We start from the raw sequence: 25633 nt of genomic DNA, 5'->3' as shown, positions 1-25633 counted from the left end.
ATAGCGATCTGTCAGGCGCCGCCAGCCACTGAGGCGCGTGCCGTGCGCAGTTCGTGCTTGTTGCCGCGGAACAGTACCAGCGTCGCGATCAACCCCAGCATCGCCGCAGCGCTGAGCCAGATCCCCGGTGCCGCTTTGTTGTCCAGCACATGGATCAGGTAAGTACAGGCCGCCGGGGTAAAACCGCCGAAGGTCGCCGTCGCCAGGCTGTAGGCCAGGGAGAAGCCGGTTGTACGAACTTCCACTGGCATGATCTCGGTCAGGGCCACCACCATGGCGCCGTTGTACGAGCCATAGAGGAACGACAGCCAGAGTTCGACGATCAGCAGATGGCTGAAGCTCGGGTTCGCCACCAGCCACGACAATGCCGGGTAGGCGGTGAGAATCGCCAGAATGGTCGCCGCCAGCAGTAGGGGTTTACGTCCGATCTTGTCTGACACTGAACCCATCACCGGCAGCCAGAAGAAATTCGAGAGGCCGATGCACACGGTGACCAGCAAGGCATCCATGTCCGACAAGTGCAGTTCGGCCTTGCCAAAGGTCGGGGTGTAGGCGGTGATCAGGTAGAACGACACCGTGGTCATCACCACCAGCGCCATGCCGGCGATGACGATGCCGAAATTCTGACTGATCGAACGGACAATTTCGCGCAGGGTTGGACGATGCTTGCGGGCCTGGAATTCCGGTGTTTCTTCCAGCGAACGACGTATCACGAAGATCACCGGCACGATCATGCAGCCGATCAGGAACGGAACGCGCCAGCCCCAATCACCCATTTGTTCCGGGCTGAGCCAATGGTTCAAGCCAACACCCAGCAGCCCGGCGAATACCACCGCGGCTTGCTGGCTGGCGGACTGCCAACTGACGAAGAACCCTTTGCGTCCCGGCGTGGAAATTTCCGCCAGGTACACCGACACGCCCCCAAGCTCCACCCCCGCCGAGAAACCTTGCAGCAGTCGACCGAACAGCACGATTAGCGGAGCGGCGACACCGAGGGTCGCGTAGCCCGGCACGCAGGCGATCAATATCGTGCCGGCGGCCATCAAGGCCAGGGTGATGATCAGCCCCTTGCGACGACCGTGGCGGTCGATGTAGGCACCGAGGAAAATCGCCCCCAACGGGCGCATCAGGAAGCCCGCCCCGAAAGTGGCCAGCGAGAGCATCAGGGACGCAAAAGCGCTATCGGCAGGAAAGAAGGTTTTGGCGATGGCCGTGGCGTAGAAGCCATAGACCATAAAGTCGAACATCTCGAGGAAGTTGCCGCTGACAACGCGAAAAATCGCCTTGCCTTTGCCCGTATTAGAGGACATTTGAACGTACTCGCTGTTAGCTGTCTTATTGGAATTCCTTGATCTAGATACGTCCCTTCCTGTCGCTCAAAGGAAACGCACCTTCGGCGAATATTTGTAACAATATGTGTGGCGATATGGATAGGCAACCATTAATTAGCTAGCTGCTTAAACGTTTTTGCCATTACACGGTTCGAATGGCGCACTGGAGCGAATTAAGCGGGGCACGCAGCGCAAAAATGTCGGGGCCTGTCGCATAATCGATGGCCTTGGCGTTGTGCCATGGACTGTCGGGGATGCAGGGTTTGTTGAATGGGCGGCTGTTTGGTCTCGTGTCTCTGATCGTCGTGTTGTCCGCCTGCGGCAACGGTGACTCCATGGAAAGCTTTGGCGGCCCGACCATGGGCAGCACGTATTCGATCAAGTACGTGCGCCGTGCCGGTCTCCCGGCGGCGGCAGATGTTCGTGTCGAGGTGGAAAAAATCCTCGCTGACATCGACCGGCAACTGTCGACCTACCGCAGCGATTCGGATATCGAGCGCTTCAATGACCTGCCCGCCAATCGCTGTCAGAAAATGCCTGCGTCCATCCTCAAATTGATCCGCGTGGGTGAACAACTGTCGGAACAAAGCGAAGGCTCCTACGACCTGACGGTGGAACCGCTGCTCAACCTTTGGGGGTTTGGCCCGCAGGGGCGCGAGGAAAAAGTCCCGGCTGAACAGGCGTTGGCGCAGGCGCGGCAGCGAGTCGGTTATCAACACCTGCGCATCGAGGGCGATCAGCTGTGCAAGGACGCTGCAGTCGAGGTCGACTTCAACAGCATTGCCGCCGGTTACGCGGTCGATACGATTGCCGCACGACTCGAAGCGCTGGGCATTCACGACTACCTGGCCGAAGCCACTGGCGAACTCAAGGCCGCGGGCAAGAAGCTTGACGGTTCGCCGTGGCGCATCGCCCTGGAAGAGCCTCGCGACGATCAACAGGTCGCTGAGCGTATCGTCGCCGTCGACGGTTTCGGCTTGTCCACCTCCGGCGACTACCGAAATTATTTCGAGCAGGGTGGGCGGCGCTATTCCCATACCTTCGATGCCCGCACCGGTGCGCCGGTCTCAAGCACGCTGGCGTCCGTCACGGTCATTCATCCTTCAGCGTTGATGGCCGATGGCTTATCGACGCTGTTGTTGATTCTTGGCCCGGAGCGCGGTTGGGACTACGCGGAAAAACACGATATCGGCGCATTTTTTGTGATTCGTGCCGATACAGGTTTCGTCACACGTACCAGTCACGCTTTTGAACGGGTCACGGGTGGGAAAACCGAATGATCACGGCGTTTCAAGCACTGAAGACTGACGTTGTAGCGCAGGCAAAACTAGCCTACGACGCGACCAAGGGTTAATGTGCGCGGCGTTGACGCTTCTATAGACTGTGTCCGGGTTCTGCACTGGCCCCAAATTGTTCCTTCATGCCACAGATTGGCGTGATTTAGCCGCAGGTGCCGATGGCGCCACGGCCTGTTCTGAGGAGTACGCATGGCTGTCTACAACTACGACGTGGTGGTGTTGGGTTCCGGCCCGGCGGGGGAAGGCGCGGCAATGAACGCCGCCAAAGCGGGACGCAAGGTGGCGATGGTCGATAGCCGTCGCCAGGTCGGCGGCAACTGCACTCACTTGGGCACCATCCCGTCCAAGGCACTGCGTCACTCGGTCCGGCAGATCATGCAGTTCAACACCAACCCGATGTTCCGGGCCATTGGTGAACCGCGCTGGTTCTCGTTCCCGGACGTGCTGAAAAGCGCCGAAAAAGTCATCGCCAAACAAGTCGCCTCGCGCACCGGCTACTACGCCCGTAACCGCGTCGACGTGTTCTTCGGTACCGGCAGCTTCGCCGACGAGCAAACCATCGAAGTGGTCTGCGCCAATGGCGTGGTCGAAAAACTGGTGGCCAAGCACATCATCATCGCCACCGGCTCGCGTCCGTATCGTCCAGCGGACATCGATTTCAACCACCCGCGTATCTACGATAGCGACACCATCCTCAGCCTCGGCCACACCCCGCGCAAACTGATCGTTTACGGCGCCGGCGTGATCGGTTGCGAATACGCATCGATTTTCAGTGGTCTGGGTGTACTGGTCGAGCTGGTGGACAACCGTGGTCAGTTGCTGAGCTTCCTCGACTCGGAAATTTCCCAGGCGTTGAGCTACCACTTCAGCAACAACAACATCACGGTTCGCCACAACGAAGACTACGACCGCGTCGAAGGTGTGGACAACGGCGTGATCCTGCATCTGAAGTCCGGCAAGAAGATCAAGGCCGACGCCTTGCTCTGGTGCAACGGCCGTACCGGTAACACCGATCAACTCGGTATGGAAAACATTGGCGTCAAGGTCAACAGCCGCGGCCAGATCGAAGTCGATGAGGCTTATCGCACCTGCGTGCCGAACATTTACGGCGCCGGTGACGTGATCGGCTGGCCGAGCCTGGCCAGTGCCGCCCACGACCAGGGCCGTTCGGCCGCTGGCAGCATCGTCGACAACGGCAGCTGGCGCTTCGTCAACGACGTACCGACCGGGATCTACACCATTCCGGAGATCAGTTCGATCGGCAAGAACGAGCAAGAGCTGACGCAGGCCAAAGTGCCGTACGAAGTGGGCAAGGCGTTCTTCAAGAGCATGGCGCGGGCGCAGATCGCCGGCGAGCCGCAAGGCATGCTGAAGATCCTGTTCCACCGCGAAACCCTGGAAGTGCTGGGCGTGCATTGCTTCGGTTATCAGGCGTCGGAGATCGTGCACATCGGTCAGGCGATCATGAGCCAGCCGGGCGAGCAAAATACCCTGAAGTATTTCGTCAACACCACGTTCAACTACCCGACCATGGCCGAAGCCTATCGGGTAGCGGCGTACGACGGCCTCAACCGGCTTTTTTGAGTGGCTCCGGCCGGTGGCCTGAGCCGGCCGGGGAGACCGATTTCAGCAATTCTCGAGCGTGGCAATGGCCAAACCGGGAAAGTCTGTAATCAGGCTGTCAACGCCGAAGTCAGCGAGTCTGCGCATCAGCGCAGGCTCGTTGACGGTCCATACCGACACATGCAACCCCTGACGCTGCGCCTTCTCCAGGCGTTCCGGCGTGCACAGGGTCCAGTTCAGCGCCAGAATCCCGCAGCCATAGCTTGCCGCGACCTTCAGCGGGTCGAGCCAGGCGTACTCGGCGACCAGTCCGCGGGACACGTCCGGCACCAGGTCCAGCGCAGCCTTCAGCACTTCCCGCGAGCTGGAGGTGATCGTCACCTTGTCCATCAGGCCATGCCGTTGCGCCATTTCACGAATCGCCAGCACGGTGGTTGCTGCGCGGGTGCGTGAAGCGCTTTTGACTTCCAGTTGCCAGTGATCGAAATCGCATTCTTCGAACAGCGAGTCCAGGGTCGGGATCGGGCATGGCTTGATCCAGCCCGGGCCGCCCTTGCGCGCGTCGTAGGTCACCAGCTCCGCCGCCGTGTGCTCGACCACCTTGCCGCGACGGTCGGTGGTGCGCTTGAGGGTCGGGTCGTGGATGACCATCAGTTCGCCGTCCATGGACAGGTGCAGGTCCAGTTCGCAACGGCGTACGCCGTGCTTGAGGCATTCCTGAAAGCTGGTCAGGGTGTTTTCCGGTGCTTCGCCCTTGGCGCCGCGATGGCCGTAGATGAGGGTCACGGTTCTTCCTTAAATTAATTGCCTGATTCGATTTGTTCGCGGGCCAGGCGTCGTTCCTGGGCCTGCTTTTGCAAGATGTAGCGGGCCAGCAGTTGCCGCTGCGCGTCGGTCGGGTGTTCGAACTCGGTGCCGACGGCGTAGCTGTCGCCCTTGCGGTCACAATGGGTGACGCGAGCGCGCAACAACAGGCCAAGGGCTTGCGGCATCAGCACGAGTTTGACCGACAGGTGTGCTCCGGTGGCAATGGGCGTGGGGTGCTGGAAGTCGATACCGCCTTCGGAGAGGATCACCGGCTGCGGTTCACCGATCTGCCCGAGTACGGTGATGGCGACCACCTGGCTCAGCAAATCGATGCGTTTGTTCTGGGACTTGAGGAACGCCGCGAGGTTGCGGTCACGCTCGCTGATCTGGCGCAACAGGTGCTGCGACTCGAATTCGCTCAGGTGCAGTTCACTGAGCACGTTGAAGAGTGGGGAAGCATCCTGCAACACTTCCTGGCCTGCGGCTTCGGGAGCGGACAGGGGCCGAATTTCCAGTGCGATCGTGTCCTCGATACGGTAGTATTCGCGGCGATCTTCTTCATCTAATGTCGACATGGCGAACCCATGGTAGCGGCGGTGGTCTGAGTGTAAAGCTGGTTATCAACCCCCGCCACAAGGACGTTCCTTTTCCCTCCGAACAAGCCCCGACATGTTCAGACCTCTCTTCGTATTTATCGGCACGCGTTATACCCGTGCAAAGCGTCGCAATCATTTTGTGTCATTCATTTCCCTGACCTCGATGATCGGACTCGCCCTCGGCGTGGTCGTGATGATCGTGGTGCTGTCGGTGATGAACGGCTTCGATCATGAGATGCGCACCCGCGTGCTGGGCATGGTGCCCCATGCGACCATCGAGTCCGGCGAGCCGATCAGCGATTGGCAAAGCCTTGCGACCAAGGTCAAGCAGAATCCGCAGGTGACGGCCGTTGCGCCGTTCACGCAAATGCAGGGGTTGCTGACCAACAACGGCAAGGTCTCGAAAGTCCTGCTCAATGCCATCGACCCGGCGCAAGAACGCCAGGTGTCGATCATTGATAACTTCATGCAGCAGGGCAAACTCGACGACCTGGTGCCGGGCGAGTTCGGCATCGTCATCGGTGACAAGGCGGCGGCCAAACTTGGCGCGGCGATCGGCGACAAGCTGACCTTCGTGGCGCCGGAAGTCACCGTGACCCCCGCCGGGATGTTTCCGCGCATGAAGCGTTTCACCGTGGTCGGCATTTTCCATGTCGGCGCCGGTGAGCTCGACGGTTACCTGGGCGTCACCAACCTGCAGGACCTGGCGCGGTTGCATCGCTGGAAGCCGGACCAGGTCCAGGGCCTGCGCCTGAAGTTCGACGACCTGTTCCAGGCGCCGCGCACCGCGTGGAGCATCGCCCGCGAACTCGGCGAAGATCGTTACTACGCCCGCGACTGGACCCGTACCCACGGCAACCTGTATCAGGCGATCCGCATGGAAAAAGCCATGATCGGCCTGTTATTGCTGCTGATCGTCGCCGTGGCCGCGTTCAACATCATTTCCACGCTGGTGATGGTGGTGAACGACAAGAAGAGCGACATCGCGATTCTGCGTACCCTCGGTGCCACGCCTGGCACGATCATGCGCACGTTCATGGTGCAAGGCACGGTCATTGGCGTGGTCGGTACGGCCATCGGTGCCGTGGTCGGGATCTTCGCCGCGCTGAATGTCAGCGCCGCGATCTCGGCGCTGGAAGGCCTGATCGGGCACAAATTCCTCAACGCCGACGTGTATTTCATCGATTACCTGCCGTCGCAGGTGCAGAGCCAGGATGTGTTGATGGTCTGCGCCGCCGCGTTGGTCCTGAGTTTCCTCGCCACCCTGTATCCAGCCTGGCGTGCCGCGCGCACCCAGCCTGCGGAGGCGCTACGTTATGAGTGAGTCGGGCATGAGTGATAAAGCAATCTTGAGCTGCCGCAACCTAGGCAAATCCTACGAGGAAGGCCCGGAGTCGGTGCAAGTGTTGGCCGGCCTGCAACTGGAGTTGCACCCGGGTGAGCGCGTGGCAATTGTCGGCACCTCGGGTTCGGGTAAAAGTACCTTGCTCAATCTGTTGGGCGGCCTCGACACGCCGACCAAAGGCAGCGTCTGGCTCGACGGTGAGGAACTGTCGGCCCTCAGCGAGAAGAATCGCGGCCTGCTGCGCAACCGGTCATTGGGTTTCGTTTATCAGTTCCACCACTTGCTGCCGGAATTCACCGCGCTGGAAAACGTCTGCATGCCGCTGCTGATCGGCAAGACCGCTATCCCGGAAGCGCGCCAGCGTGCAACGGCGCTGCTGGAGCGTGTTGGGCTGGGCCATCGCCTGGAGCACAAGCCGGCCGAGCTGTCCGGTGGTGAGCGTCAGCGTGTCGCCATCGCCCGCGCCCTGGTGAACAAGCCAGGCCTGGTCATGCTCGACGAACCGACCGGCAACCTCGACTCCCACACCGCCCAGGGCATTCAGGACTTGATGCTGGAACTCAGCACTTCGATGCGCACGGCGTTCCTGGTGGTGACCCACGACATGAACCTGGCCCGCCAGATGGATCGCGTCCTGCATTTGCAGGAAGGTTGTCTGACGCCTATCTGATTGGCTGAAACCCGGCGGGGATGAAAATCACGTCGGGTCTTTTATTTTTATACGGTGCCCCAGCGAATGTTCAGACCGTTATCGATCTTTATCGGCACGCGCTATACCCGCGCCAAGCGCCGAAATCGCTTTGTTTCCTTCATCTCGATGACCTCGATGATCGGCCTCGCCCTGGGCGTGCTGGCGATGATCGTGGTGCTGTCGGTGATGAACGGCTTCCAGCGCGAAATGAGCTCTCGCATCCTCGGCATGGTGCCGCACGCCACTATCGTCGGTGTAAACCCTATCGATGATTGGCAGCCGGTAGCCGCCGCCGCGATGAAAAATCCCGAAGTGACGGCGGCCGTGCCGTTCACCGAGATGGAAGGCATGCTGTCCTATAAAGGCACGATGCAGCCAATCCAGGTCAGCGGCGTTGATCCGGCGCTGGAAGGCCAGGTGTCGATCGTCGCCAAGCACATCGTCCAGGGACGCCTCGATGCGTTGAAGCCAGGTGAGTTCGGCGTGGTGATCGGCGAAATCACCGCACGGCGCTTCCGTTTGAACGTGGGCGACAAGATCACCCTGATCGTGCCGGAGGTCAGCAATGCGCCGGGCGGTATCACCCCGCGCATGCAGCGTCTGAACGTGGTCGGCGTGTTCAAGGTGGGTGCCGAACTTGACGGCACGATGGCACTGATCCACATGGCCGACGCCGCGCAAATGCAGCATTGGGCGCCGAATCAGGTGCAGAGCGTGCGCCTGGCGGTGAAGGATCTGTACGCCGCGCCGCAGGTTTCCAGCGATATCGCCAGCGGTCTGGGGGCGGCCTACAAGGCTGACGACTGGACCCACACCCAGGGCAGCCTGTTCAGTGCGATGAAAATGGAAAAAACCATGATCGGCCTGCTGTTGCTGATGATCGTCGCAGTGGCGGCGTTCAACATCATCGCGACCCTGATCATGGTCGTGAACGACAAGGGCGCGGACATCGCGATCCTGCGCACCATCGGCGCCACGCCGCGTCAGATCATGGCGATTTTCATGGTGCAGGGCACGGTCATCGGGATTGTCGGCACCTTGATCGGTGGTGTACTTGGCGTGATCGCGGCGCTGAACGTCAGTGAAATGGTGGGTTGGATCGAGCGGGTCAGCGGGCAACACATCTTCAGTTCCGACGTGTATTTCGTCAGCAACCTGCCGTCCGAGTTGCAGGGCGGGGATGTGTTGTTGATCTGCTCGGCGGGGTTCGTGTTGAGCTTCCTGGCAACGGTTTACCCGGCGTGGCGTGCGGCGAAGATCGAGCCGGCTCATGCGTTGCGTTATTCGTAAGCGCTGAAATCGCATTCGCCGGCAAGCCGGCTCCTACAGTGTTGTGGACAGCGCAAAAACCTGTGGGAGCTGGCTTGCCAGCGAAGAGGCCGGTCCTGCTAGCCTCATACCTCCTTCGGCAACTCAATCACAAACCGCGTCCAGCCGTTTTCCGATTCGCAATGAATCGTCCCGCCGTGGGCGTTGACAATCGACTGGGTGATCGCCAATCCCAGTCCCGCATGCTCGCTGCTGCCTTCGTGGCGTGCAGGATCCACGCGGTAGAAGCGATCAAACAGGCGCGGCAGCAATTCCTTTGAAATCCCGTCACCGCTGTTTTCAACTGTCAGGCTCAGGCCTTTGGGTTGATCGATTATCTTCACCCGTACCTCGCCATCAGCGGGCGTAAACCGCAACGCATTGTCCAGTAAATTGGAAAGCGCCCGTCGCAACATGTTCCGATCACCCATCATGTGCCCGTGACCTTCGCGGTTCAGCGTCACCCGAACGTCCTCGGCCAGCGGTGCGAAAAATTCCAGTAACACATCCGCCTCTGCCGCCAGATCCAGCGCTTCGCGTTTGGGCATCAACAATCCATGGTCGGCTTTCGCCAGGTACAACATGTCGTTGACCAATTGCGCCATCCATTGCAGTTCTTCGAGGTTGCTGTGCAGCGCTTCGCGGTAGTCCTCGATGGGGCGAGGGCGGGTGAGGGTGACTTGGGTGTGGGTCAGCAGGTTCGACAGCGGTGTGCGCAGTTCATGGGCGATGTCGGCGGAGAACGCCGAAAGCCGTTGAAAGGCGTCGTCGAGTCTTCCGAGCATTTCGTTGAAGCTGTGGGCCATTTCCGCCAGCTCCGACGGCATGCTCTCTTCCGGCAGGCGTGCGTTGAGCGAATGCGCTGAAACACCGCTGGCGATCGTGCTCATGCGTCGTAGTGGCCGCAACCCGCTGCGTGCCGCCCAGGCGCCGAGCAGGGCGGTGGCCAGGGCCGACAGGCCGACCGTCATCCAGATCAAATGCTGCATGCGTTGCAGGAAGTGTTGGTGATGGGTGATGTCCAGCAGCAGGGTCAATTGCGGTGAGTCGGGTTTGTCGTCAAACAAAGGTGCATTCAGGACGCGGTAGTCGGTTCCATGGTCGTTGATGGTCGATAAGCCCGGTTTTTGCGGCAGCAGGTCCGGCAGGCTTGCGGAACTGTCATACCAGCGCCTTCCGTCGCTGCCGGTGATGCGCAATGAGAGATCGGCCTGGGGGCTTAATTCATCGGCCAGTTTGACTTCACTGTCCCGCGACTGAATGTCATGCAGCGCTCGCCGTACGCCGATCAGCTTGCTGTCGAGCAACTGCTGATCAAGCTCAACGAAGTGCGCCTCGCTGGCGCGGCTGAACAGCACCCCGGCGAACAACGACACCACCGCCGTGCACGCCGCGAAAAGCAGTGCCAGGCGACTGCTCAGTGAAAGTCGTGGCATCAGGCTGGACGCTCTTCGAGTACGTAACCCATGCCGCGTACGGTGTGGATCAGTTTGTTGGGGAATTCATCGTCGATTTTCAGGCGCAGGCGGCGGATCGCGACTTCGATGACGTTGGTGTCGCTGTCGAAATTCATGTCCCAGACCTGGGAGGCGATCAGCGATTTGGGCAGCACTTCGCCCTGGCGGCGCAGGAGCATTTCCAGCAAGGCGAATTCCTTGGCGGTCAGGTCGATGCGCTGGCCGCCGCGTTCGACCCGACGGCGGATCAGGTCCAGGCGCAGGTCGGCCAGTTGCAGGCTGGTTTCCTGGGGCGTCGCGCTGCCACGACGCAACAGGCTGCGAACCCGGGCGAGCAACTCGGAAAAGGCGAAAGGCTTGACCAGGTAGTCGTCGGCGCCGAGTTCGAGGCCGTGAACCCGGTCTTCCACGGCATCCCGCGCCGTCAGAAACAGAACCGGCGTGTCCAGGCCGGCACTGCGCACGGCCTGCAGAATCTGCCAGCCATCGCGACCTGGCAGCATCACATCGAGAATCAGCAGCGCGTAGTCGCCGCTCAACGCCAATTGCTGGCCGGTGCTGCCATCGGCCACCAGTTCGGTGTTGAAGCCGGCCTCGCTCAGGCCCTGGCGCAAGTACTGGCCGGTTTTTGGTTGGTCTTCGACGATCAGCAGTTTCATGGGCGACTCGGGCTAAATGGAACGACAGCTTTATACCGTGGGCGGCAACGGGGCAGGCCAAGCTGACAAAGTTGTAATCTGGCTGTCAGGTTGCGGGCAGCGGTAGCAGTCTAGAGTTTTCCACAGGCTGAACCTTATCTTGTTGGAGTACGACCATGTTTTTGCGCAAATCTTTGGCATTGGCCGCTTGTGTGTTGGCACTGAGCTCACCGGTCTGGGCCGCGCCAGCGAGTACCTACGACTTCGGCCAACCGGCACCCGCGTCCAAGGCGACCCGCAGCGTCGAGGTGGTGATGGGCGACATGTCGTTCACCCCCAAGGCCATCGATATCAAGGCCGGGGAGACCATTCGCTTTGTCCTGGTGAATAAAGGTCAATTGCTGCACGAGTTCAACCTCGGTGACGCGGCGATGCATGCCAGACACCAGCAGGAAATGTTGCAGATGCAGCAAAGCGGCATGATGACGTCTACAGGCATGATGAACATGGATCACGGGTCGATGGCCGGGATGGATCACTCATCTCAAGGGCATGCCATGAAGCACGACGACCCCAACAGTGTGCTGGTAGAACCGGGTAAAACCGCCGAACTGACATGGACCTTCAGCAAAGCCGCCAACCTGGAATTTGCCTGCAACGTCCCCGGTCATTACCAGGCCGGCATGGTAGGTAAATTGACAGTCAGTCAGTAAGCACTCAAAGGCGGGAACAAAGGCTGGTAGAATCCGCTGATTCTTCAGTCAGGTTTCCGCCATGCATCCCGCAGCCGAACACTCGCCGCTGGGCAAATCCAGCGAATACATCGCCACTTACACGCCGTCCTTGCTGTTCCCGATTCCGCGTACTGCGAAGTGGGCCGAGCTGGGCCTGACGGCTGAAACCCTGCCGTACAAGGGCGTGGACTTCTGGAACTGCTTTGAATTGTCGTGGCTGTTGCCGTCGGGCAAGCCGGTGGTGGCCATCGGTGAGTTCAGCATTCCGGCGGATTCGCCGAACATCATTGAGTCGAAGTCGTTCAAGCTGTACCTCAACTCCCTGAACCAGACACCGTTCGCCGACACTGCGAGCCTCGAAGCGACGCTGGTCAAAGACCTGTCCGCTGCCGCCGGCAAACCGGTCGGCGTGCGTATTCGCAGCCTGAAAGATGTCGAGGCCCAAGGCGTCGTGGCGTTGCCGGGTGTGTGCATCGATGAGCTGGATATCAGTGTCAGCAACTACGAGCATCCACGTCCGGAACTGCTGCGGTGCGATGAAAGCCGCATTGTGGAGGAGAGCGTGCACAGCCATCTGCTCAAGTCCAACTGTCCGGTCACCCGTCAGCCTGACTGGGGTAGCGTGGCGGTGGAATACCGTGGCGCGGCGCTGGATCATGCGAGCTTGCTGGAATACATCGTCAGCTTCCGTCAGCACTCGGATTTCCACGAACAGTGCGTGGAGCGCATCTTCCTTGACCTGCAGCGCTTGCTGAAGCCGGAGAAGTTGACGGTTTATGCGCGTTACGTTCGTCGTGGCGGACTGGATATCAACCCGTATCGCAGTACTGAAGAGGTGCAGTTGCCGAACCATCGTCTGGTCCGTCAATGACGATCTAATCCAGGAGCGAGCAAGCTCGCTCCTGCAAGGTTCTTTTTCAGATCCCCATGTTGCCCAAGGCTTGCGCGATGTTGCGCAGGGTGCCGGCCAGGGTCGGGTGTTCGAGTTCGAAGCGTTCCACCGCCAGATTGACGCCATCGGCGAGGTTGACATCCTTGGTCTTGGTTTCGAGTTCAAGTTCAAGCGAGATCTGTTGCATCAGCGTGTGCAGGTCTGCGCGCTCGGCTTCTGTCAGCGGAGGATTCTGTTCCAATTGCTCGCGCAGGGCATTGAGCTGTTCTTGCAGTTCGCGGGCAGGCATTGCGTTCTTCCTTTTATCGATTGGCATTGGCATAGACCGCGATGGCGCGCCAAAGGTCTATGGCTGACCTTTAGATTAATCCACTCCCGCCTAACCTGCATGATCTCGATCAGGGCTTTTCGCCTTTGAGCCGGCGCAGGCTGATATCGGCCAGGCAGGTGTCGAGCTCATCCAGGTGATCGATCACCGAATGCACGCCCAGGGCGAAAAGTTGCATCGTTGCCTTACCGCGTTTCAGATCGCGCTCTTGAGGCGACAGCGCCTGCCATTCGATGGGCGACATCCCGCAAAGCGAGCCGCAGGACGCCAGGCCGATCGTCCACAGGCCGGCATTGAGCCCGGCTTGCAGCAAGCGCGGTTCGCCGCTGACCAGCACGCAGCCATCCAGCTTCTCGACGTTCAGCGCCATCAACGCTTGCCAGCAGGCGTGCGGCGCCGGCCAAGGATTGATTGTTTCGAGGTGTTGCGAAGGTTTGATCCATTCCGGCAGGGCGGCGGCCAACGGAAGGCTGAGGGAGGAGGGCAGTTCGTCGAGCCAGGCGCAGGGAATCTGTTGATGCTGCAAGCTGCGCAGACTCTTCAGGGCGCCGGGCGTGGCCTCGGCGTGCTCGGCCGCGTGGCCACCGTTCAGGCGCGTACGGGCGCCGAAATCCACCAGGCAGCCACTGAGGCCGAACAGCACGGCGGTCAGGCGCGGCGCAGGTTGAGGTGAGGTTTCAGCGTGCGGCATGTCAACGTCCCTGAAATAGCCTCAAGGCTAAGCGACGACGGTGACAGTTGAGTGACATGGGTGTGAATGGCTCGCAATCGATGCAGAATCATCTGCGGCGCCAGTGGCCTGATGATGCCTAAAGCAGTCTTTCCGTCTTATACTGATGGTCTTTCCGCCGGGCCAATGCGTCCGTGTCAGTACAATCCAAGGAGTTTTTCTATGCGCTGGAGCAATCATCTAGCTCAGCTTTGTGTGTGCGCCAGCGCGTTGCTGGTTCCGTTCGTTGCCCAGGCAGCGTCGGAAGATGATCCTTGGGAAAGCATCAACCGCCCGATCTACAAGTTCAACGACGTACTCGACACCTATGCGCTGAAGCCTTTGGCCCAGGGCTATCAGTACGTGACGCCGCAGTTTGTCGAAGACGGCATTCATAACTTCTTCCAGAACATCGGTGATGTGCGCAACCTGGCCAACGACCTGTTGCAAGCCAAGCCAGCCGCCGCCGGTGTCGATACTGCACGCCTGATTTTCAACACCACCTTCGGCCTGTTGGGTTTCATCGATGTCGGCACCAAGATGGGCTTGCATCGCAATGATGAAGACTTCGGCCAGACGCTTGGTTATTGGGGCGTGGGCAGTGGTCCTTATGTGATGCTGCCGTTCTTCGGCCCGAGCACCGTGCGTGACGCGCCCTCGAAATTCGTCGACACCTACACTGGCGCTTACCGCTATGTGAATGACGTGCCGGTGCGTAACTCGTTCTTCGTCCTGGATGTCACTGACACCCGCGCCAACCTGCTGTCGAGCGAGAAATTGATCACTGGCGACAAGTACACCTTCATCCGTAACGCGTACTTGCAGAACCGCGAATTCAAGGTCAAGGACGGTCAGGTCGAAGACGATTTTTAAATCCTGACCGATAAAACAAAAAAGCGGCCGTCATCGGGCCGCTTTTTTTTCGTCTGGAGCGACGTTATTTCATTCTCAATATTGTAAGACCGAGTTTCTGATTGCCGTCTTCCGGTTCGTTCACCCACACCACCTCGGTGTCGGCTTCGAGCCCTTTCAACGCTTGATGCTCGGATTCGATGCGTACAAGTAGCCGGTCACCGACCCTGAACGAGCGCTGCGCCTGAAGCTGCATGCCACTGCTGGAAAGGTCGATACAGACGGCTGGCACCTCATCCCCCTCATGAATCAGTGACACATCGGCATCGACCCGCATGCGGATGTAATCGCGCTTTTCGCTATAGTCTCGACGGGTTTGGCTCATGGGTTTGATCCTTCCATTGGGTTACGGTTTTGACGGTTCTTATAACTCTCGGTGATTTGACAAGTGTAGACCTCAAGCGACCATCGGCGTGAGCTTGAAACGCCTCGCGGATGGGAGTACCGTCTGCGCCTTAGAAGGGCACCTCTGGTGTACATGCGTGTAGGGCAAATGCTCGAAAACAGTGCGACAGAGAGGCTAGAAAGCGAATCCAGTAGTTTGAGCCGGGCCAAAACCCGAGCCGCTACGCCAACCTAATTCTGGCGCCGTTTGCCCACATGCCAAAAACCAGTGCCACGCTGCTGATAATCGATGATGACGAGGTAGTGCGCGCGAGTCTCGCCGCCTATTTGGAAGACAGTGGTTTCAGCGTCTTGCAGGCCAGCAATGGCCAGCAGGGCCTTCAGGTATTCGAGCAAGACAAGCCCGACTTGGTGATCTGCGATCTGCGCATGCCGCAGATGGGCGGGCTCGAACTCATCCGCCAGGTGACCGAGCTGTCGCCGCAAACGCCGGTGATCGTGGTGTCGGGCGCCGGTGTGATGAACGACGCGGTCGAAGCGTTGCGCCTGGGCGCAGCGGATTACCTGATCAAGCCTCTCGAAGATCTGGCCGTGCTCGAGCACTCTGTGCGTCGGGCCCTGGATCGTGCGCGCCTGCTGCTGGAAAACCAGCGCTACCGCGAGAAGCTGGAGAAGGCCAACCGTGAGCTCGCCGCCAGTCTGAACCTGCTCCAGGAAGACCAGAACGCCGGTCGCCAGGTGCAGATGAACATGCTGCCGGTCAGCCCCTGGACCATCGACGAGTTCAAGTTTGCTCACCAGATCATCCCGTCGCTGTACCTGTCGGGTGATTTCGTCGACTATTTCCGCGTCGACGAGCGCCGGGTGGCGTTCTACCTGGCGGACGTTTCCGGGCATGGCGCCTCTTCAGCCTTCGTCACCGTGCTGTTGAAGTTCATGACCACGCGCCTGCTGTTCGAGTCCAAGCGCAGCGGTACATTGCCGGAATTCAAGCCTTCAGAGGTTCTTGGTCATATCAACCGGGGCCTGATCAGTTGTAAGCTGGGTAAACACGTCACAATGGTCGGTGGAGTCATCGACGAGGAGACAGGTTTGTTGACCTATAGCATCGGTGGTCATTTGCCGTTGCCAGTGTTGTACACACCCGACAGTGTTCGTTATCTGGAAGGGCGTGGCCTGCCGGTGGGCCTCTTCAACGAAGCCACCTACGAAGACCACGTGCTGGAACTGCCACCGACCTTCAGCCTGACGCTGATGTCCGATGGCATTCTGGACCTTTTGCCAGAACCCACACTCAAAGAAAAAGAAGCTGCATTGCCCCAACGGGTCAAGGCGGCGGGCGGCAGCCTGGATGGTCTGCGGCAGGTTTTTGGATTGGCCACGCTAGGGGAGATGCCGGATGATATCGCCCTGTTGGTGTTGAGCAGGAATCTTTAATGAGTACCGGTAGAATCCAGTTCGCCGAGCAGGACGGCACCTTCGTCCTCAAGTTCGTCGGTGAAGTTCGCCTGACCCTGTGTTCGGCGTTGGATGCGACTATTGATCGGATCTTCACGGCGTTGAATTTCAACACCATCGTGATCGACCTGACTGAAACCCGCAGCATCGACAGCACCACCCTTGGCCTTCTGGCCAAGCTGTCGATTCTCTCGCGGCAAAAGGTCGGTCTGCTGCCGACCGTCGTCACCACCCACGAAGACATCACCCGGCTGCTGCAGTCCATGGGCTTCGAGCAAGTGTTCAACATCGTTGACAAGCCCGTGCCGTGCCCGGAATGCCTGGACGACCTGCCTGATCAGGACCAGTCGGAAGAAGTGGTGCGAATCAAGGTGCTGGAAGCGCACAAGATCCTCATGGGGCTGAACGACCATAATCGCGAAGCGTTCCATGATCTGGTGAATGCGTTGGAGCGGCATTGATCCCCTGAGGCCCTTGCGAAGCCAACCTATTGTCTGATGCGCAAAAAAAAGGGCGAACCCAATGGTTCGCCCTTTTTTGCACGTGCGCTGAACTAGATCACAGCTTGGCTTGCAGCAATGCTTCGAGTTTCTCCTGATCGCGCGCGAACTGACGAATACCTTCAGCCAGTTTCTCGGTCGCCATCGCGTCCTCGTTGGACAACCAGCGGAACTGCGCTTCATTCAGGCTCAAACGTGCTTCGCCGGCATGCCCTTGCGCCAGTTTGCGCTCCAGCTTGCCAGTGTCCGCCGCCAGCTTGTCGATCAGGTCCGGGCTGATGGTCAGACGGTCGCAGCCGGCCAGGTGTTCGATCTGGCCCAGGTTGCGGAAGCTCGCGCCCATCACGACGGTTTTGTAGCCGTTGGCCTTGTAGTAGTTGTAGATGCGCGTCACCGACTGCACGCCCGGATCGTCCGCGCCGGTGTAGTCGTTGCCGTTGGCTTTCTTGTACCAGTCGTAGATACGGCCCACGAACGGCGAAATCAGGAACACCCCGGCGTCAGCGCAAGCAGCCGCCTGAGCGAAGGAAAATAGCAGGGTCAGGTTGGTCTGGATGCCTTCCTTTTCCAGAATCTCCGCCGCGCGGATGCCTTCCCAGGTGGAGGCGATTTTGATCAGCACGCGGTCGCGGCCGATGCCGGCCTTTTCGTACAGTTCGATCAGACGATGCGCGCGCTTCAATACGGCGTCAGTGTCGAACGACAGGCGCGCATCCACCTCGGTGGAAATGCGCCCCGGGATCACTTTCAGGATTTCTTGGCCCACTGCAACGCCAAACCGGTCGCTAGCCAGGCCCACATCACCCTTGCAGTCGTTGACGCAAGCATTCAGCAATTCAGCGTAAGCAGGAATCGCCGCCGCTTTGAGCAGCAAGGAAGGGTTGGTGGTGGCGTCTACCGGTTTAACCCGAGCGATTGCTTCGAAGTCGCCGGTGTCGGCAACGACGGTGGTCATTTGTTTGAGTTGTTCCAGCTTGGAAGTCATGGGCGTGCTCTGTCCTATGGGTCTGATGACATTACCCGAGCGCTGACAGCCACTCAAGGGCGCTTACGTGTATCGATGGCCCCTGCGGCAACAACCTGAAAACGGCTGTTTGAAAGGCGGGGCGCGGTATCGGTAAATACGATGCCAAAACAGACCACAGGTTCAAAGCAACCGACCGTCAGCGCCCTTCAAGCAACGCCGCCGCCTGATCCAGCAACGCCAGCGGGTCTTTGGCCTTGTGGATATCCACCGACAGCAACTGCCGGAATTTGCGCGCACCCGGAAACCCGGTGCCCAGGCCTAGCACATGCCGGGTAATGTGGTGCATCGAACCGCCGGCATTGATGTGCGCAGCAATATAAGGCCGCAATTGCGCCAACGCCTCGGCGCGAGTGATCACCGGCGCCTTGCTGCCGAACAACTGCTGGTCCACCTCGGCCATTACATAAGGGTTGTGATACGCCTCACGACCGAGCATCACACCGTCGAACGTCTGCAAATGCTCGTGACAGGCTTCCAGCGTCTTGATGCCGCCGTTGAGAATGATCTCCAGCTCCGGAAAATCCGCCTTCAACCGCGCCGCCACGTCATAACGCAGGGGCGGAATGTCGCGGTTCTCCTTCGGCGACAACCCCTCCAGAATCGCAATCCGCGCATGCACGGTAAAACTGGTGCACCCGGCATCCCGAACCGTCCCCACGAAATCACACAACGCTTCGTAACTGTCCCGCCCATTGATGCCGATGCGATGCTTCACCGTCACCGGAATCGACACCGCATCACGCATCGCCTTCACACAATCAGCCACCAACTGCGGATGCCCCATCAGGCACGCACCGATCATGTTGTTCTGCACCCGATCACTCGGGCACCCGACATTCAGGTTCACCTCGTCGTAGCCGTGGTCCTGCGCCATGCGGGCACAGGCGGCCAGATCCAGCGGAACGCTGCCGCCGAGCTGAAGCGCGAGTGGATGCTCGGCTTCGTTATGGCGCAAGAAACGCTCGTGATCGCCATTGAGCAGAGCACCGGTGGTGACCATTTCAGTGTAGAGAAGGGCGTTTTTTGAGAGTAGGCGCAGGAAGAAGCGGCAATGGCGGTCGGTCCAATCCATCATCGGCGCAACGGAAAAACGACGGGAAAGCGGGGCAGGTGTGGAGTTGGTTACGGACATTGGGGATCTGGAATCGGTGAGGCTGGGAGGTGGGGGAGTTTAACAGGATTGGGCTATTCGCTGAGATTCACGTTCGAGGTAATGCAACCGCGCCTTGTGAACTTCCACGCCGTTGATGCCATATCGCAAATGTTGGAAATCTCCCTCAACTCGCGTCGTCATTGCCCATATTGTTATTCCCCTAGCCACCCCGATACCCTTCTACAGTCGCTGCAAAATCAGCGACAAGGGTGTGGAAGCCCTTCACAAGATCTAGGCGCACAAGGCGCCACCTGAATTTAAGCAGGCGCTTTTTTCATGTCTGCTGTTAAATTATGGCGGCTGTACGCGGGGCACTTTCGGGTGCGCCGGGTTCCTAGATCCCCGGTCTTCCACACCTGCGCACAGCTGCCACCCATCATGTGGAAGTGATGCTGGCAGTTCCTTTATCAATTCTAGGAACGATACTGATGAAGAAGATCACTCCTTTTTTCATTCAGAAACCGCACTACCTGAACCAACGCTGTAACCAACAAAAGTTTCATAATCCCCGACACACCTGCGGCCTAGGATGAACGGACAAGACCCAGCCTCCGCTTACCCACCCCACAGGAACCCGAAAAATGATCTCAAACCTCTTCAAAGTCTCGCTCATCGCCGGTGCTTTGCTGTTGAGCGCCTGTTCGGGTGTGACGTCTCATGAAACGTATTCGGCCGAATCCGTGCCGTCCGCTGGCTTTGGTCCGGGGCCTACCAACAGCAACCCCAACAAGATGAATTTCCATGGCAATGCGTTGAGCAACAGCTTCGGCGAGTACAGCTCGGGTTTGCTGCACGACGACTGACGGTGTTCGGTTTTGAACTGGTCAAGTAACCCCGGACACCGATTACGGTGTTTATGCCGCTTTTTGCTCCATGGCTATTGGCGACAGGTAGTTGTTGTAGCTGTGGAGCCTGATTCGGTTGTATCGCATAAAGAAGCTGGTCATATCCTGCCTGGCTTCTTCAACTGTCGTGTAGCCCTTGGTGGGCACCCACTCTGATTTGAGCGTCCCGAAGAAACGCTCTGTTGGCGCATTGTCCCAGCACTGCCCCCTGCGGCTCATGCTTTGCGTTATCCCATGATCCAGCAGATCGGACTGAAAACGCTGGCTGGTGTATTGGCAGCCTTGATCCGAATGAAACATCAAGCCCGCATGTTTGCCTCGAACCTCCACTGCCATTTTCAGCGCCCTGCTAACCAGGTTGGCGTCATTGATCAGAGAAAACGCCCAGCCAACGATTCGGCGGGCGAACAGATCAATGACCACCGCCAAGTGATACCAGCGTTTCCCGACCATCAGGCTGGTAACGTCGCCACACCAGACCTGATTGATTGCTGTTGGCTCGAAGTTACGTTCGAGCAGGTTCTTGGCCACAAATGCTTCGACGCCCCTGGAGCGGTATTGATGGCGGCGGCGCTGTCTGCTAACCAGATTCGCCTCCGCCATCAGTCTTCCTGCTAGATACCTTCCAACCTTGAGCCGCTGAGCCTTCAAGCACTGGGAGATCATTCTCGCACCGGCACTTTCCCTACTTTCAGCATGCAGCTGTACGACCTTTGCCCTGAGCGCATCACGCTCGGTATTTGGTACTGAGCGGCGATGGCGCCAGTCATAGAACGCGCTGCGAGAAACGCCCAGAGCACTGCAAAGCTGGCTGGTCGGATACGAGCTTGACTCTCTCAGCTCCTCAATCAGGAAAAACGATCGGGATCCGACATCAAGAGAGCGGTAGCCTTTTTTAAGATTTCGGCCTCAGTCTCCAGGCGTTTGATCTTGGCGCGTAATTGTTGGAGTTCTCGCTGCTCGTCGCTGATCGCTTTAGTACCTGCTACGGGTTGCCCTTTCTGACGTTCTTTACGCACCTGATCAACCCAGCGGCGCAGAGCCGTAGGGCCGACATCCATCGATGCGCAGACGTCGGAAACTGAACAGTTGTCGTCAAGAACCATGCTTGCAGCACGTTGCTTGAACTCGCGGGTATAGGTCTTTCGCTCTTGCATGGAACCTCCTGATTGGGCGAATCATATCGCCCTTAAGAGGTGTCCGGGATCATTAGGCCAGTTCAGTTTGACCTCTGTAGGTGCCGGCAAGCTGGCTCCTACAGGGCTGTGTTCTTTCACCGTAGTCAGGTGGGACACGTTACTTCGCGTCAGGCACCGCCAGCCACTGCCGCAGAATCTTCTGGTAATTGCCTGTCGCCTTGGCCAGGTGCAGCCACTGATCGACGTACAGCTTCCAGGTCATGTCGTCGCGGGGCAGCAGATAGGCTTTTTCGCCGTATTGCATGTATTGCGTCGGGTTGACCGCGCACAGTCCCGGTTTGAGTTTCTGCTGGTACAGCGCTTCCGAGGCGTCGGTGATCATCACGTCAGCCTTCTTGTCCAGCAGCTCCTGGAAAATGGTGACGTTGTCGTGCAGTTGCAGTTGCGCCTTGGGCAGTAGGGCGTGAACGAAGGCTTCGTTGGTGCCGCCGGCCGGTTCGACCAGGCGAACCGAGGGTTGGTTGATCTGCTCGAGGGTCTGGTACTGCGCCTGGTCTTCGCAGCGCACCAGCGGGATTTTGCCGTCGACGTCCAGCGTGGTGCTGAAGAAGGCCTTTTTCTGCCGCTCGAGAGTGACCGAGATACCGCCCATGCCGATGTCGCATTTGCCGGCGAGCATGTCCGGCATCAGGGTTTTCCAGGTGGTGGGCACCCACTCGACCTTCACGCCGAGGCTGTCGGCCAGGGATCGGGCCATGGCGATGTCGATCCCGGCGTATTCGCCGTCTTGGCCTTTGGAGGTGTAGGGGTTGTAGTCGCCCGTCGTGCAGACGCGCAGTTGGCCTTGCTGGATGACGCTATCCAGATGTGAGGTGCCTTCCGCCGACGCACCGAGGGATAGAGCGAGCAGGCCGCTGAGCATTATCGCGCTTTGTGGGATTTTCATTTTTTCGGGCTTTTGTGAGGGTCGAAGAGGACTGAGTGTAGTGAACCCGTCTTTTTGCTGTCATTGGCAACAAAAAGGGCGTTCCACTTCTGTGGAACGCCCTTGTTCAAGTGCGGTTGCCGTCTGGATGATCGGTTTTACAGGCGACGCGGTTTTAGTGACAGCAGCAACCTGAACCGCCGCAGCCAGGCTTTTTCTTCGAGCCTTCGCAATGATCTTCTGTCTTCACGCTGGCCGGATAGCCGGCGTCCTTCAGTGCCGACAGGAGAACATCGCTTTCGGCATTCCCGGTGACCTTGACTCGACCGGACGCTAAATCGACGTTGACCTCACCCACTCCAGCGAGCGGTTGCAGTGCAGCGGTGATGTGTTTGACGCAGCTACCGCAGCTCATGCCTTCGACTTGCAGTTCAGTACCGTTCATTGCGTAAACCTCTTTGAGCGTGAGTAGCGGGCAGTGCCTGCCAGCGCTGTGATGACGTGAGGTGATGTTTGGCCTTGCCACGATGGCAAGGTCAAGCGCTGTTCTCGGGAGGCTATTGCCCCATCGGCATCTTCATCATGCTCGATTGCTGATCCATCATTTTCATCATCATGTCCATCATCTGGTTCGAGCGGTCCTGGCCACCGGCCATGCCTTTGCCCATCCCCATGCCTTGGCAATGACCGTGCATCATGCTCATGCCGCCGCGCATCGCGTCCATGCCTTCCTGCATGGCGATCTGACGTTCAGCCGGGGTTTTGGCAGCGGCCATTTTATCGTGGGCGGCCTGCATTTTTTGCATCTGCTCGCTCAACGCCTTGTCTTGCGGGGTGGCGGTGGCCGATGCGGTTGGCGAGTTGCTGGCGGGCGGTTCATTCGCCGCCAAAGCAATCAATGGGCTGCTGATGAGCAGCGCGGCGACGAGTGATGTGAAGTGCTTGTGCATGGCCGTGTACCCTGACGGAGGAAGTGTTCTGAGCTTATTCCCCGGCGAGTGGCTGCCATTGATTCATATCAAACGATGCCTTTTTGATTACTGGCGTTTAGTGGCCTGTTCTGACGACGCCACGGTGCCGCTCCCACAATTAATGTAGGAAGAAGACTTCAGCCAACGCTGATCCGGGTAGTAGGAAAACAGCAGTTGCCCATCTTTCATCGAGTCGATCAGCCGATGGGCAATCGCCGGCCTGACCGCCGGGCAACCCAGGCTTCTGCCGATGCGGCCGTTGGCGCGTGCCAGGACCGGGCTGACGTACGGTGCGCCATGAATGACGATTGCTCGCTCGAACGCGTTATCGTTAAAGCCTGGCTCCAGGCCTTCCATGCGCAATGAGTAACCGTTCGAGCCGAGGTAGCTTTCTTGCGTGCGGAACAGGCCCAAGCTAGTGGCGTAACTTTCATTCTGGTTAGAGAATTGGGTGGCCATGTTTTCGCCGCTGTTGCGGCCGTGGGCGACGAGTTCGTGAAAGAGCAATGTGCGTTTTTTCAGATCGAACACCCACAGGCGTTGTTCGGTCGAAGGCAGTGAGTAATCAATCACTGCCAGTCTCTGCGCGGGGGCTGCGCCTTGGGCGCGGGTGCATTGGGTGGCGTGTACCGCCAGGGCGATGACTTTGGCATTGGCATTTGGCGCGGCTTTGGCCAGAGCGATTTCAAGAGAATCAGCGTAGGCTGCTGGCAGGAAAGCCGACGTCAACAGCAGGGCTGTGAGCGGGAGGCCAAAGCGATGTAGCGCCATAAGTCAGTCTCATCAGGAATAGTTCGAGTCTAGCAGCGAATAGGACGCTAGCCTTTTGATTTGCAGGAGATTAAGGATTATCCATGGGGCAATTAACAAGGTTATTCGTCATAAGCCGCGTATTTTTTATGGTCTTTCTGATCAGCGGCACGGCATTCGGTGAAACTTCGGCAATCATGCCGGAAACTCCGCCAATCGTGGTTCAGGGCGCCGGGCCCAATGATGTCGTTGGCCAAGCCATACAAGCGGTGCTCGAACCCCTGCAATCGGCCTTTCCTCCGTTGCTCACTGCGCGCAGGCATCAGCGGCTGGACATCAATCGGGTCGTCCTGGATTTCTATTCCCATCGCAACTATCGGGCGGCGTGGACGGATGGGCGCGACGTCGCCCAGTTGCTGAAGAGCCTCAACGACACGCAAATCGACGGTCTGGTCCCGCAGGATTTCCGGATTGCCGAACTGGAGCAGGCACGACTGGCGTTGCAGGCTACCGCGCCGACCCCCGCGCAATCGGCGGCGTTCGACCTGGCGGCAACCCGTACTTACATCACGGCGTTGCTGCAGTTGCGACGCGGTAAAGTCGACCCGTCGCGGCTGGACTTCCACTGGAACTTCGACCCCGTCGGTGTCGATCCTCGCGAGGACATGAACAGTTTCTTCGCCGCACTCGATGCCCACGATGTCGCCCGGGCCTTCTCCCAGGCACCGCCGCAGGAAACGGTATATCGCAACATGCGTGAAAGCCTGGCGCAGCTGCGCAAGGTTCGGGACGCTGGCGGTTGGCCGAAAGTGGCCGAAGGGCAGTCGCTTAAACCCGGCATGGACGGTGTGGCGGTCGCGCAGTTGCGTGCCCGTTTGGTAGCAGCCGGCTACCTGGCCCCGACCAAGGGCAAACGAAGCGACTACGACGACAGCGTCATTGCTGCCGTGAAGAAATATCAGACCGAACAATACCTGGGCGCCGATGGCGTGGCGGGGAAGACGACGCTGGAGGCATTGAATGTGCCTGTTGAAGCGCGGATCGATCAGGTCCGGGTGAACATGGAGCGGGCGCGTTGGTTGCTCTACAAACTGCAGGGCACCTTTGTGGTCGTCGACATCGCCGGCTACAAGGTCGCGCTGTACCGTGATGGCCAGCCGATCTGGCGCTCCCGGGTACAGGTCGGCAAGCCGTTTCGCAGCACGCCGGTGTTTCAGTCCGAGATTACCTACGTGACGTTCAACCCGACCTGGACCGTGCCGCCGACGATTCTGGTCCAGGATATGTTGCCCAAGATTCAACAGAATCCCGGCTACCTGGCCGCCAACCGGATCCGCGTGCTCGATCGCCAGGGCAACGTGCTCGAACCGTCAACCGTCGACTGGTCCAGCGCAAAGGGCCTTACCTTGCGCCAGGATGCCGGCCCCGAGAACTCCCTCGGGCAGGTGGTGATTCGTTTCCCCAACGACTACGCCATTTACCTGCACGATACGCCGCACCGCGAGCTGTTCGCCAGGTCCGTGCGGGCCACCAGTTCCGGATGCATCCGGGTGGAAAACCCGCTGCAACTGGTCGAGTTGCTGTTCAACGACCCGGTGCGCTGGAATAGCGAAGGCATTCAAAAGCAACTGGCCAATGGACGAACCGAAAACATTATGCTGCCGGTCAAGGTGCCGGTGCTGCTGGCTTACTGGACCGTCGACCTGAGCAAGGATGGCCGGGTGACCTTCAAACCTGACGTCTATGGCTATGACTCCCCGGTACTGCGAGAGTTGAACCTGCCCACGAAGCTGCCAGCCCTGGAGTTGCCCCGAACGGAAACGGCGTTGGTGGTGACTGAACAAAGCAAGCAGTGAGCGGAATGTTGGACCGGTAGGGTCCGGCGTGCCGGCGAAGGCGCTCTCAATGACG

The 25633-nt window shown here is 59.0% G+C and carries 28 protein-coding genes; 12 read left to right on the top strand and 16 right to left on the bottom strand.

Going from position 1 to position 25633, the window contains the following annotated elements; all coding sequences use genetic code 11:
• Positions 1-11: 11 nt before the first annotated feature.
• A complete protein-coding gene (locus GQ39_RS15665) occupies positions 12-1310 on the bottom strand; it encodes an MFS transporter (RefSeq protein WP_047531340.1) in 1299 nt (432 codons plus the stop codon).
• A gap of 275 nt (positions 1311-1585) precedes the next feature.
• Between GQ39_RS15665 and GQ39_RS15660 the strand changes: the two genes are divergently transcribed.
• A complete protein-coding gene (locus GQ39_RS15660; RefSeq protein ID WP_047531338.1) occupies positions 1586-2611 on the top strand; it encodes an FAD:protein FMN transferase in 1026 nt (341 codons plus the stop codon).
• 207 nt (positions 2612-2818) lie between these two features.
• Positions 2819-4213 carry a Si-specific NAD(P)(+) transhydrogenase gene (sthA, locus tag GQ39_RS15655; RefSeq protein WP_047531336.1) on the top strand — a complete coding sequence of 465 codons (1395 nt, stop codon included), beginning with the start codon at positions 2819-2821 and terminating at the stop codon, positions 4211-4213.
• A 42-nt stretch (positions 4214-4255) separates the two neighbouring features.
• On the opposite strand, the gene GQ39_RS15650 is transcribed toward sthA, so the two are convergent.
• Both GQ39_RS15650 and GQ39_RS15645 read right to left on the bottom strand, forming a co-directional pair.
• Positions 4256-4978 (bottom strand): glycerophosphodiester phosphodiesterase, encoded by a 723-nt coding sequence (locus tag GQ39_RS15650; RefSeq protein ID WP_047531334.1) that lies wholly within the window; start codon positions 4976-4978, stop codon positions 4256-4258.
• A gap of 14 nt (positions 4979-4992) precedes the next feature.
• A complete protein-coding gene (locus GQ39_RS15645) occupies positions 4993-5574 on the bottom strand; it encodes a PilZ domain-containing protein (RefSeq protein ID WP_047531332.1) in 582 nt (193 codons plus the stop codon).
• Between the two features lie 94 nt (positions 5575-5668).
• Between GQ39_RS15645 and GQ39_RS15640 the strand changes: the two genes are divergently transcribed.
• The 3 genes from GQ39_RS15640 to GQ39_RS15630 all read left to right on the top strand — a co-directional run bounded on the left by GQ39_RS15640 (position 5669) and on the right by GQ39_RS15630 (position 8921).
• On the top strand, positions 5669-6919 hold the full coding sequence (locus tag GQ39_RS15640) for a lipoprotein-releasing ABC transporter permease subunit (protein ID WP_047531331.1): 1251 nt from the start codon (positions 5669-5671) through the stop codon (positions 6917-6919).
• Positions 6920-6926: 7 nt separating this feature from the next.
• On the top strand, positions 6927-7610 hold the full coding sequence (gene lolD, locus GQ39_RS15635; RefSeq protein WP_167361784.1) for a lipoprotein-releasing ABC transporter ATP-binding protein LolD: 684 nt from the start codon (positions 6927-6929) through the stop codon (positions 7608-7610).
• Between the two features lie 66 nt (positions 7611-7676).
• Positions 7677-8921 carry a lipoprotein-releasing ABC transporter permease subunit gene (locus GQ39_RS15630; RefSeq protein WP_047531327.1) on the top strand — a complete coding sequence of 415 codons (1245 nt, stop codon included), beginning with the start codon at positions 7677-7679 and terminating at the stop codon, positions 8919-8921.
• Positions 8922-9025: 104 nt separating this feature from the next.
• Here the strand turns inward: GQ39_RS15630 and GQ39_RS15625 are convergent, their stop codons facing one another.
• Positions 9026-10375 (bottom strand): heavy metal sensor histidine kinase, encoded by a 1350-nt coding sequence (locus GQ39_RS15625; protein ID WP_047531325.1) that lies wholly within the window; start codon positions 10373-10375, stop codon positions 9026-9028.
• Positions 10375-11055, bottom strand: coding sequence for a heavy metal response regulator transcription factor (locus GQ39_RS15620; RefSeq protein ID WP_047531323.1), 681 nt, complete (start codon positions 11053-11055; stop codon positions 10375-10377). The genes GQ39_RS15625 and GQ39_RS15620 overlap by 1 nt, the downstream gene beginning before the upstream one ends.
• A 155-nt stretch (positions 11056-11210) precedes the next feature.
• Between GQ39_RS15620 and copI the strand changes: the two genes are divergently transcribed.
• Both copI and queF read left to right on the top strand, forming a co-directional pair.
• Positions 11211-11747, top strand: coding sequence for a copper-resistant cuproprotein CopI (gene copI / locus GQ39_RS15615; RefSeq protein ID WP_047531321.1), 537 nt, complete (start codon positions 11211-11213; stop codon positions 11745-11747).
• 61 nt (positions 11748-11808) lie between these two features.
• Positions 11809-12639: an NADPH-dependent 7-cyano-7-deazaguanine reductase QueF gene (gene queF / locus GQ39_RS15610; protein WP_047531320.1), complete on the top strand. Its 831-nt coding sequence runs from the start codon at positions 11809-11811 to the stop codon at positions 12637-12639.
• A 46-nt stretch (positions 12640-12685) separates the two neighbouring features.
• Here the strand turns inward: queF and GQ39_RS15605 are convergent, their stop codons facing one another.
• Both GQ39_RS15605 and GQ39_RS15600 read right to left on the bottom strand, forming a co-directional pair.
• Entirely contained in the window at positions 12686-12949 is a 264-nt protein-coding gene (locus GQ39_RS15605; protein ID WP_047531318.1) for a DUF4404 family protein, read from the bottom strand.
• Between the two features lie 109 nt (positions 12950-13058).
• Positions 13059-13679, bottom strand: a complete 621-nt coding sequence (locus GQ39_RS15600; protein WP_047531315.1) for a hypothetical protein — start codon at positions 13677-13679, stop codon at positions 13059-13061.
• Between the two features lie 201 nt (positions 13680-13880).
• Here GQ39_RS15600 and GQ39_RS15595 point away from each other — a divergent pair, with 201 nt between their 5' ends.
• On the top strand, positions 13881-14570 hold the full coding sequence (locus GQ39_RS15595; protein ID WP_047531313.1) for an MlaA family lipoprotein: 690 nt from the start codon (positions 13881-13883) through the stop codon (positions 14568-14570).
• A 64-nt stretch (positions 14571-14634) separates the two neighbouring features.
• Here GQ39_RS15595 and GQ39_RS15590 read toward each other — a convergent pair whose 3' ends face one another.
• On the bottom strand, positions 14635-14934 hold the full coding sequence (locus GQ39_RS15590; RefSeq protein ID WP_047531311.1) for a PilZ domain-containing protein: 300 nt from the start codon (positions 14932-14934) through the stop codon (positions 14635-14637).
• 275 nt (positions 14935-15209) lie between these two features.
• Here GQ39_RS15590 and rssB point away from each other — a divergent pair, with 275 nt between their 5' ends.
• A complete protein-coding gene (gene rssB, locus GQ39_RS15585) occupies positions 15210-16391 on the top strand; it encodes a two-component system response regulator RssB (RefSeq protein ID WP_047531309.1) in 1182 nt (393 codons plus the stop codon).
• On the top strand, positions 16391-16873 hold the full coding sequence (gene rssC, locus GQ39_RS15580) for an anti-sigma factor antagonist RssC (protein WP_047531307.1): 483 nt from the start codon (positions 16391-16393) through the stop codon (positions 16871-16873). Before rssB ends, rssC begins: the two co-directional genes overlap by 1 nt.
• Positions 16874-16970: 97 nt before the next feature.
• Here the strand turns inward: rssC and tal are convergent, their stop codons facing one another.
• Together tal and dusA are read right to left on the bottom strand one after the other, a co-directional pair.
• Positions 16971-17897, bottom strand: a complete 927-nt coding sequence (tal, locus tag GQ39_RS15575; RefSeq protein ID WP_047531305.1) for a transaldolase — start codon at positions 17895-17897, stop codon at positions 16971-16973.
• Between the two features lie 178 nt (positions 17898-18075).
• Entirely contained in the window at positions 18076-19071 is a 996-nt protein-coding gene (gene dusA, locus GQ39_RS15570) for a tRNA dihydrouridine(20/20a) synthase DusA (RefSeq protein ID WP_081997926.1), read from the bottom strand.
• 602 nt (positions 19072-19673) lie between these two features.
• Here dusA and GQ39_RS15565 point away from each other — a divergent pair.
• Positions 19674-19895 (top strand): hypothetical protein, encoded by a 222-nt coding sequence (locus GQ39_RS15565; RefSeq protein ID WP_047531303.1) that lies wholly within the window; start codon positions 19674-19676, stop codon positions 19893-19895.
• Between the two features lie 51 nt (positions 19896-19946).
• Here GQ39_RS15565 and GQ39_RS15560 read toward each other — a convergent pair whose 3' ends face one another.
• The 6 genes from GQ39_RS15560 to GQ39_RS15535 form a co-directional block, all read right to left on the bottom strand.
• The gene (locus GQ39_RS15560; protein ID WP_236693133.1) at positions 19947-20777 is read right to left on the bottom strand and encodes an IS3 family transposase; all 831 of its coding nucleotides are present in this window, start codon (positions 20775-20777) and stop codon (positions 19947-19949) included.
• Positions 20778-20785: 8 nt separating this feature from the next.
• The gene (locus GQ39_RS33400) at positions 20786-21094 is read right to left on the bottom strand and encodes a transposase (protein ID WP_047527362.1); all 309 of its coding nucleotides are present in this window, start codon (positions 21092-21094) and stop codon (positions 20786-20788) included.
• Between the two features lie 139 nt (positions 21095-21233).
• On the bottom strand, positions 21234-21998 hold the full coding sequence (locus GQ39_RS15550; protein ID WP_442961749.1) for a transporter substrate-binding domain-containing protein: 765 nt from the start codon (positions 21996-21998) through the stop codon (positions 21234-21236).
• Between the two features lie 178 nt (positions 21999-22176).
• Entirely contained in the window at positions 22177-22446 is a 270-nt protein-coding gene (locus GQ39_RS15545) for a heavy-metal-associated domain-containing protein (RefSeq protein ID WP_047531299.1), read from the bottom strand.
• A 112-nt stretch (positions 22447-22558) separates the two neighbouring features.
• Positions 22559-22951: a hypothetical protein gene (locus GQ39_RS15540; RefSeq protein WP_047531297.1), complete on the bottom strand. Its 393-nt coding sequence runs from the start codon at positions 22949-22951 to the stop codon at positions 22559-22561.
• A gap of 87 nt (positions 22952-23038) precedes the next feature.
• Complete coding sequence (locus GQ39_RS15535) at positions 23039-23743, bottom strand: murein L,D-transpeptidase catalytic domain family protein (RefSeq protein WP_047531295.1); 705 nt, start codon at positions 23741-23743, stop codon at positions 23039-23041.
• Positions 23744-23826: 83 nt separating this feature from the next.
• Here GQ39_RS15535 and GQ39_RS15530 point away from each other — a divergent pair, with 83 nt between their 5' ends.
• Positions 23827-25578 (top strand): L,D-transpeptidase family protein, encoded by a 1752-nt coding sequence (locus GQ39_RS15530; RefSeq protein ID WP_047531293.1) that lies wholly within the window; start codon positions 23827-23829, stop codon positions 25576-25578.
• Positions 25579-25633: the final 55 nt, after the last annotated feature.

Source organism: Pseudomonas sp. 11/12A (assembly GCF_000800055.1).
GTDB classification, from domain to species: Bacteria; Pseudomonadota; Gammaproteobacteria; order Pseudomonadales; family Pseudomonadaceae; genus Aquipseudomonas; species Aquipseudomonas mohnii.
Note: the sequence above shows the minus strand (reverse complement) of the source record. Positions and strands in the feature narration are given on the sequence as shown.